The 7,094-nt window shown below is 68.6% G+C and carries 8 protein-coding genes and 1 pseudogene; 6 read left to right on the top strand and 3 right to left on the bottom strand.

From position 1 onward, the window contains the following. Positions 1-455: pseudogene (locus VFA06_RS06275) on the top strand (NDP-sugar synthase); the annotation flags it as partial. Between the two features lie 15 nt (positions 456-470). On the opposite strand, the gene VFA06_RS06270 reads toward VFA06_RS06275, so the two are convergent. Both VFA06_RS06270 and VFA06_RS06265 read right to left on the bottom strand, forming a co-directional pair. Further along, a complete protein-coding gene (locus tag VFA06_RS06270) occupies positions 471-1,991 on the bottom strand; it encodes a CYTH and CHAD domain-containing protein (RefSeq protein ID WP_324839463.1) in 1,521 nt (506 codons plus the stop codon). Between the two features lie 90 nt (positions 1,992-2,081). Further along, positions 2,082-2,579: an ArsI/CadI family heavy metal resistance metalloenzyme gene (locus VFA06_RS06265; protein WP_324839462.1), complete on the bottom strand. Its 498-nt coding sequence runs from the start codon at positions 2,577-2,579 to the stop codon at positions 2,082-2,084. Between the two features lie 77 nt (positions 2,580-2,656). Between VFA06_RS06265 and VFA06_RS06260 the strand changes: the two genes are divergently transcribed. From VFA06_RS06260 to VFA06_RS06245, 4 genes are all read left to right on the top strand, one after another. Next, positions 2,657-3,001 carry a metalloregulator ArsR/SmtB family transcription factor gene (locus tag VFA06_RS06260; protein WP_324839461.1) on the top strand — a complete coding sequence of 115 codons (345 nt, stop codon included), beginning with the start codon at positions 2,657-2,659 and terminating at the stop codon, positions 2,999-3,001. Continuing rightward, positions 2,998-3,411 (top strand): arsenate reductase ArsC, encoded by a 414-nt coding sequence (locus VFA06_RS06255; protein ID WP_324839460.1) that lies wholly within the window; start codon positions 2,998-3,000, stop codon positions 3,409-3,411. Before VFA06_RS06260 ends, VFA06_RS06255 begins: the two co-directional genes overlap by 4 nt. Before the next feature lie 154 nt (positions 3,412-3,565). Further along, complete coding sequence (locus VFA06_RS06250; RefSeq protein WP_324839459.1) at positions 3,566-4,126, top strand: HD domain-containing protein; 561 nt, start codon at positions 3,566-3,568, stop codon at positions 4,124-4,126. Positions 4,127-4,278: 152 nt separating this feature from the next. After that, on the top strand, positions 4,279-4,515 hold the full coding sequence (locus VFA06_RS06245; protein WP_324839458.1) for a three-helix bundle dimerization domain-containing protein: 237 nt from the start codon (positions 4,279-4,281) through the stop codon (positions 4,513-4,515). A gap of 41 nt (positions 4,516-4,556) precedes the next feature. On the opposite strand, the gene VFA06_RS06240 is transcribed toward VFA06_RS06245, so the two are convergent. Then, on the bottom strand, positions 4,557-5,216 hold the full coding sequence (locus VFA06_RS06240) for a helix-turn-helix domain-containing protein (protein WP_324839457.1): 660 nt from the start codon (positions 5,214-5,216) through the stop codon (positions 4,557-4,559). Between the two features lie 70 nt (positions 5,217-5,286). Here VFA06_RS06240 and VFA06_RS06235 point away from each other — a divergent pair, with 70 nt between their 5' ends. Next, positions 5,287-6,867, top strand: coding sequence for an MFS transporter (locus tag VFA06_RS06235; protein WP_324839456.1), 1,581 nt, complete (start codon positions 5,287-5,289; stop codon positions 6,865-6,867). Positions 6,868-7,094: the final 227 nt, after the last annotated feature.

Below are 7,094 nucleotides of genomic sequence, written 5' to 3'. Positions count from 1 at the left end.
CGGTCGAGCAGTCCTACTGGCGTGACCTGGGCACGCCGGAGGCGTTCGCGCGCGGCTCGGCCGACCTGGTTCTGGCCGCGGTCGAGTCCCCGGCCGTGCCGTCCACCGCACGCCCCGACCTGGCTGACGCGCTGGTGCTGCCGGGAGCGGCCCTCGACGCGGACGTGAAGGTCGGCGGCGGCAGCACGATCGGCGCGAACGCGCGCATCGCCTCCGGCGCTGAGGTCACCGGTTCGGTCATCGGCGAGGGCGCGCACATCGAGGCCGGAGTCGTGGTGCGCGACTCGATCGTGGGGCGCGGAGCCTCGGTCGGCCCGGGCACGGTGCTCGACGGGGTCGTCATCGGCGACGGGGCGAGCGTGGGCGCCCGCAACGAGCTGCGCGGCGGCACACGGGTGTGGTGTGACGCGGTGATCGGCGACGGAGCAGTACGCTTCTCCGCCGACGAGTTCTGACCGGGGCCAGCTTGATCAGCGCTTCATCCAGGCGGTGCGCTTCGAGCGACTTGCACGCTTCCACGCACGCGGCGCCCTGTGAGCGAGCCGCGCCGCTTCGTCGAGATCGCGTTGATGCAGCAGCCCGTACGTGAAGGTGTTTTCCCCCTCGGTGTACGCGCGCAGGGCAAGTTCGCGTAACGCGGCGGCACCGAGGATGGCGTCGTGGTGGTCACCGAGTAGCGATTGCAGCTTCTTGTAGCCGCGTGCGGACCGCCGGGCCTTCTTACCGTAGCCGAGTTCTGCTACCTCGGCGGCGTAGCGGGCCCGCTTGGCGGCCTTGCGCACCTCGTGCAAGGCGGCGTCACGCTGCGGGCCGGGCGCCTTCTGAAGAGCGTTCCGCATGCGGCGGCTTACTCGGCGATGTGCCCGGCGTACGAGCGCGGGGACGTCCTCGGTGCCCTGAGTGAGCGGCGGGTTGGCCAGGAAGGCTTCGATGCTGCGCAGAAGCGCGATGTACCGCTCGGAGCACAGCGCCTCCAACAGCGCGCGACGCGCGGCGGCTTGCCGGGGAGCGTAGTGGCCCTGAACTCGGGCGGCGACGGGGCCGAGCACCAACTCGCTCGGGACCTCGTCAATCCGCACGGAAATACGCTCGGCGATGACCTCTTCGTCGCGGGCGTGTCCGAGTTCTTGTCCGATCCATCGCAGCTCGCTGATCAGATGCTCCACGCGGTCGCCACGCAGCATCGGCTGGTATGCCTGCAAGGCCGCTCGCATGCGTCGTGCGGCCACCCGCATCTGGTGGATCGAATCTGGCTCATCCCTGCGTACCGCCATGTCCCAGGCGGTCAGCTCCTCCAGCTGCTCGCGGAGGTAGGCCAGCACCGGCGCCGCCGCGGCGTTCTCCACCCGCTGCGGCCGGTTCGTCAGCTGCTCGTCAACCGCGTCTAGCGAGTGCACGAGCGCGGTGTGCAGCTTCGAGGCGCGCGACGAGCGGCGGATTCCTGCTTGCCGCAGTTGTCGATCAGCCGCCTTCAGCAGGCCGCGTCCCTTGGCCGCGCCCTCGGCCAGTTCGATCTCCACCTCGTTCCAGCGGGTCAGGGACGATTCGGGGCCGAAGCTCGCCGCGGTCACCGCGTCGAGGGCGACCTCGGCGAGCGCGTGATCGTCGTCGCCCTTGAGTATTGAGCGGCGACGCCTTGTCGTGATCTGGGCCACCGGCTGCAACTCACGGCCGCGCACGCGCGCGGTCAACAGGTCGGCGAATTCGTCCGGTAGCCGTTCGTCATCCGGCAGGCGCAGCTCGGTCCGCACCCCGTGTTCCTGTGTGGGGACCTTCAGGTGCCATCCGGCGTCAGATCCGCCCTGGCGTCGGCGCAGGGTGATTCCGGCGCGCAGCAGATCGAAGGCTGCGGTGTCGTAGTAGACGGCGTCAAGGGACTCCTCCGACAGGGTGGTCTGCGCCGCGACGCGCGGCAGGTCGGTCAGGTCAGGCATCGGCGTATTCGGAGGGGCCTCGTACTTGCGTTCGATTTCTTGGATGTCGATAGCCATAAAGCCGGGCTACCCGGAAGCGGCGAACGTATCCAGGCGAAAGCCGCGAATCGAACGTCGGATTTCGCGGCTCGAGGGCCCCGTCCGTGCTTAGCAGCAGACGGGGTTCGTACCGGCCGAGAGTTGCGCGGTGTCGGCTGGTTGGGCGTCAGGGGCCTGGCAGGAGCAGGCGGTCTGGTCGCCGTCGACCGCTGTGCCGGTCTGGCCTTCGAGGTCGGGGCGGGCGTCGGCGAGCACGGTGTACACCTCCCAGCGCTCGCGGCCGGGTCCGGTGACCCAGACCTTGTCCTGGACCGCGTAGCAGCAGGTGGTGTTCTGCTCGACGTCGGTGGCCAGCCCTTCGCCGGCCAGTCGGGTGGTGGCGGCGGTGACCTGGGCGGTGTCGGCGACCTCGACTCCGAGGTGGTCGATGCGGGTCGACTGGCCGCGCTCGCCTTCGAGCAGGACGAGCTTGAGCGGGGGCTCGGCGATGGCGAAGTTGGCGTAGCCGGGGCGGCGCTTGGCCGGCTCGGTGCCGAACAGCTTGCCGTAGAAGGCGATCGAGCCTTCCAGGTCGGCCACGCGTAGGGCGAGTTGGACACGGGACACGGCGCACACTCCTTGGATAGATGAACGTCTATGTAGCCCAGCTTGCCATCTGTATCGATGACTGTCAACATAGACGTATGTCGAATAAGGAGCTGCCGGTGCTGCAAGCCCCGGCCTGCTGCGCCCCGATGGTGCGCGAACCGCTGAGCGATCAGGATGCGAAGTCGCTGGCCGGGGTCTTTAAGGCGTTGTCGGATCCGGTGCGGCTGCGGCTGTTGTCGCTGATCGCCTCGTTCGAGGGCGGCGAGGCGTGCGTATGTGACTTGACCGGCCCGTTCGACGTCTCCCAGCCCACCATCAGCCACCATCTGCGGGTTTTGCGCGAGGCCGGGCTGATCGAGGGGGAGCGGCGTGGCACGTGGGTGTACTACTGGGTGCTGCCAGACGCCCTGAGCCGGCTCGGTACGCTGCTGGCGACATGAGCGACAAACCCAGTGTCCTGTTCGTGTGCGTGCACAACGCCGGACGCTCCCAGATGGCCGCAGGCTTCTTGACCCACCTGGCCGGCGGTCGGATCGAGGTGCGCTCGGCCGGATCCGCCCCGGCCGATGCCGTGAACCCGGTCGCGGTCGAGGCGATGAGGGAGGTCGGCATCGACATCTCTGCCGAAGCGCCGAAGATCGTGGCCATCGACGCGGTCAAAGCGTCGGACGTGTGCGTGACCATGGGCTGCGGGGACACCTGCCCGGTCTTTCCAGGCAAGCGCTACCTGGATTGGGATCTGGACGACCCGGCCGGACAGGGTATCGAGGCCGTCCGCCCGATCCGCGATGAGATTGAAAGGCGGGTACGGGCCCTGATCGACGAGTTAGCGCCCGAAAGCCCGGCATGAGCCACCCCGGTGCAGACAGCCGCGACGCGGATCGCCGCACTGCACCGAGCCTCGACGTTCAGCGGTCCCCGCGTGGTGCCGAAGGATCATTCTTTGCCGGGTCGGTGTGCTCTTGGTCGATCAGCGCCCATATCGATAGCGTTTGATCGTGACCATGCGGACGATTGACGTCGCCGCGGCACGGTTGCTCGCACAACGGGTCTTGCTGCCGTTGCCGAGGCGTTGGGACCACACCCGGACGGTAGCCGCGCAGGCCAGATCGGTGGCGCACGCGGTCGACCCGGAGGATCGCGACCTGTTGCACGCGGCAGCGTGGCTGCACGACATCGGCTATGGCCCGGCGGCGGTGGACACACGCTTTCATCCCCTCGACGGCGCGCGTCTGGCTGAGCGGCTCGGCTGGCCGCCCCGACTGACTGCCCTGATCGCCCACCACTCCGGCGCGCTGTTCGTCGCTCGCGCCTCCGGCTGGGCCGAGGAGTTGGCGGCCTACCCCAACGAGGCCTCGGCGGTGACCGACGCGTTGATCTACGCCGACCAGACCGCCGGCCCGGACGGACGGGTGCTGCCCGCCGGCCTGCGCATCGCCCGCGCCCTGGAGCGTCATGGTCCTGGTTCACCGCAGCAGCGCGCCGCCGCGCAGCGCACGCCACACCTGTTAGCCGCCGTCAGCCGGGTCCATGCCCGCCTGCAGCAGCGCCAGTCTGCGGCCTAGGGATCTCGCAGTGTGCTCAGACGAGTCCTGGGGTCGCGAACGGCGGAACATCAGGGTCGCCTACCAGATTCGCACAAATCATGCCCGTGCGATTGATCGCGACCAGTCTGGATAAGCGCCTGGGTAGTCAACGAGGGCAAGGAGAGCGCTTCGTGACCGCGAAATTCCATGTCAGCGAGAGCACTGCCATCACGCAAGTCGTCACCCGCCTGACCGAGGCGTTCACCCCGGCCGTACCCGGCCCACAGGTACGCGAGACGGTCCGGCGCATCCACCATCGGTTCGACGAGAGCAAGGTGCGTGACTTCGTCCCGCTGCTGGTGGAGAACGCCGCGCGCAACGAACTGCGCGAGCGCGCCGGGATCACAAGCGTGCACGCGCCCAGCTAAGCCAGCTGCTGATTAAGAGCGGCCTACACAAGGGCGCATGACTAGGCGTCAGAGGCGGGGGGCTGGTTCTGCGCTATCGGTCGGAGGCGGGAGAGCAACTCGCGTCGACCGCTTACCGACAGTCCAAGTCGGCTGGCGGTTTCGAGGTCGATCAGGCCGTTGAGCAGCCCGAGAACGGCGCGAGGCGATCCATCCAGGACGAGGTCGGGATCGGTGGCGCGGCCGGGGTGCGCTTGGACTTCACCGCCGCGAAGTTCGATGACGGCCGACTCTCCGGACGCGACGAGCTGAATGACCGCGGGCGGCGCGTCGGGCTCGGCGTCGGTGGTGAACCACGCCGGGGCGTACGCCAGCCACGACGCTCGGAACGCATCGTCGGGCCGTTCGTCGGCCATGAACCGTAGCCCCCACAGCGCCAGCGCCTTCAAGGCGGGTTCCAGTGCCAGGCCGGCTTCGCTCAGCCGGTAGAGCACGGTGGCGACCGGCGGCGGCGCGTCCTCGCGCGTGATCAGGCCGGCCGCTTCGAGTTCTTTGAGGCGGGTCGAGAGCAGGTTCGGCGCGATGCCCGGCAGCCCGTTCTTCAGGTCGGTGAACCGGCACGCGTCCTGGAGCAGCAGCTCCCGGACGATCAGTAGCGTCCAGCGGTCTCCCACCACATCGAGCGCTCGGGCGATTGAGCAGTACTGGCCGTAACTCCGCATGCGTCCAGCCTACTACACAACCTCAATCGAGCAGTAGAAAAACTCAACTATGTGTGTGTAGTCTTCAACCATGACGCGTTCGCCATCGAAACCACTCGTGCTCGTGGCCCTCTTGCTGGCCTCATTCGTGATCAATCTCGATACGACCCTGGTCAATGTGGCGCTGCCGGCGCTGACCCGTGAGCTCGGCGCCTCCACCTCGCAGCTGCAGTGGGTCGTGGACGCCTACAACCTCGTGTTCGCCGCTCTCCTGCTGACGTCGGGAAGCCTGTCCGACCGGTTCGGGCGCAAGGGCATGCTCATGGCCGGCCTGCTGGTGTTCGGCGCGTCCAGCTTCATCGGCGGCTACGCCAACTCCCCGGCCGAGCTGATCACCGCGCGGGCCGTGATGGGCCTCGGGGCGGCCATGACGTTCCCGGCCACGCTCGCCCTGCTCACCGGCGTGTTCACCAGCCGCAAGGAGCGGGCGCTGTCCATCGGCCTGTGGGGCGCGACGGCTGGCGTCGCCATCGCACTCGGGCCGATCGTGGGCGGCTTCCTGCTCGAGCACTACAACTGGTCGAGCATCTTCTACGTGCTCGGCCCGGTCTCCGTCGCCGTGATCGCCCTCGTCGCTCTGTTCGTCCCCAGGTCGGAAAGCCTCGACCGGCACCGCCTGGACTACCTGGGCCTGCTCCTGTCCGGGGCGTTCATGGGCCTGCTCATCTACACGATCATCGAGGCCCCGAACCGCGGCTGGACAGCGACGGCTTCGCTCGCGGGCTTCGCCGGCGCCGCGCTCCTGCTGGCCGCGTACATCATCGGCGAGCGCCGCGCCGAGCATCCGATGCTCGACGTGCGGCTGTTCAAGGACATGCGCTTCAGCGCCGCCAGCGCCGCGGTGACGATTGCGTTCTTCACCCTGCTCGGATTCATCTTCCTGATCACGCAGTTCTTCCAGTTCGTCCGCACCTACAGCCCGCTGTCCACCGGCGTCCACCTGCTGCCTGTCGCCGCCGCCGTCGCCGTCGGATCAACCCTCGGGACGCGCCTGGCGGTGCGCATCGGCACGAAGGCGATCGTCACGCTCGGGCTGGCCCTGCAGGCGGCGTTCTACTTCTGGGCCGGCGGCACCATCTCGCCGCAGCTCGGTTACGGGATCATCGCCCTTCAGATGGTCGTCTATGGCCTGGGCATGGGCCTGACCTCGGCGCCCGCGACCGAGTCGATCATGGGAGCGGTCGCGGCCGACAAGGCCGGCGTCGGGTCCGCCATCAACGACTCCACTCGCCTGCTCGGCGGGACCCTCGGCGTCGCGGTCATCGGCAGCGTGTACGCCATGCTGTACGACGCGCGGCTCGACAGCGCCCTGCCGACGTCCCTGCCGCCCCAACTGGCCAACCTCGCGCATCAGTCCGTCGGTGCGGCGTACGGCGTCTCCGGCCAGCTCGCCGCCCACGGCCAGCACTCCGTGGCCAGCGCGGTTCTCCAGGCGGCGACTGGGGCATTCGACCACGGCCTGAGCATCGGGTGTGTCGTGGCCGGCTTCGTCGCGCTCGCCGGTGCGCTGCTCGCTGGCGCGTTCCTGCCTGCCCAGCCCCCACGCCGGCCCGCACCGGACGACAGTCCGGCCGAACTGGCCCGTACCTCGCATGAGGCGGCGGTCCGATGAACCGCGAATCGGCGAAGGGGCCGTGCCGCGAGGACGCCGGATGCGAACCACTTACACCGTCGAGAACTGCCAGCACGTCAGCGAGTGGACCGTGTTTTCGATGCGGTCGAGGTAGAGGTTGCGCTGGGCGAGGGTGTCGAGGTCGAAGGTGAAGTAGAGGGTCATGAGTGGGTTGACGAACAGGGTGCTGCCTTGGGTGCGGTCGGTGGTGTGTACGTCGCCGAACT

The organism is Actinocrinis sp. (assembly GCF_035653575.1).
In the GTDB taxonomy this organism is placed as follows: Bacteria; Actinomycetota; Actinomycetes; order Streptomycetales; family Catenulisporaceae; genus Actinocrinis.
The sequence above is the reverse complement of the archived record's forward strand: the minus strand, read 5'-3'. Positions and strand labels throughout refer to the sequence as shown.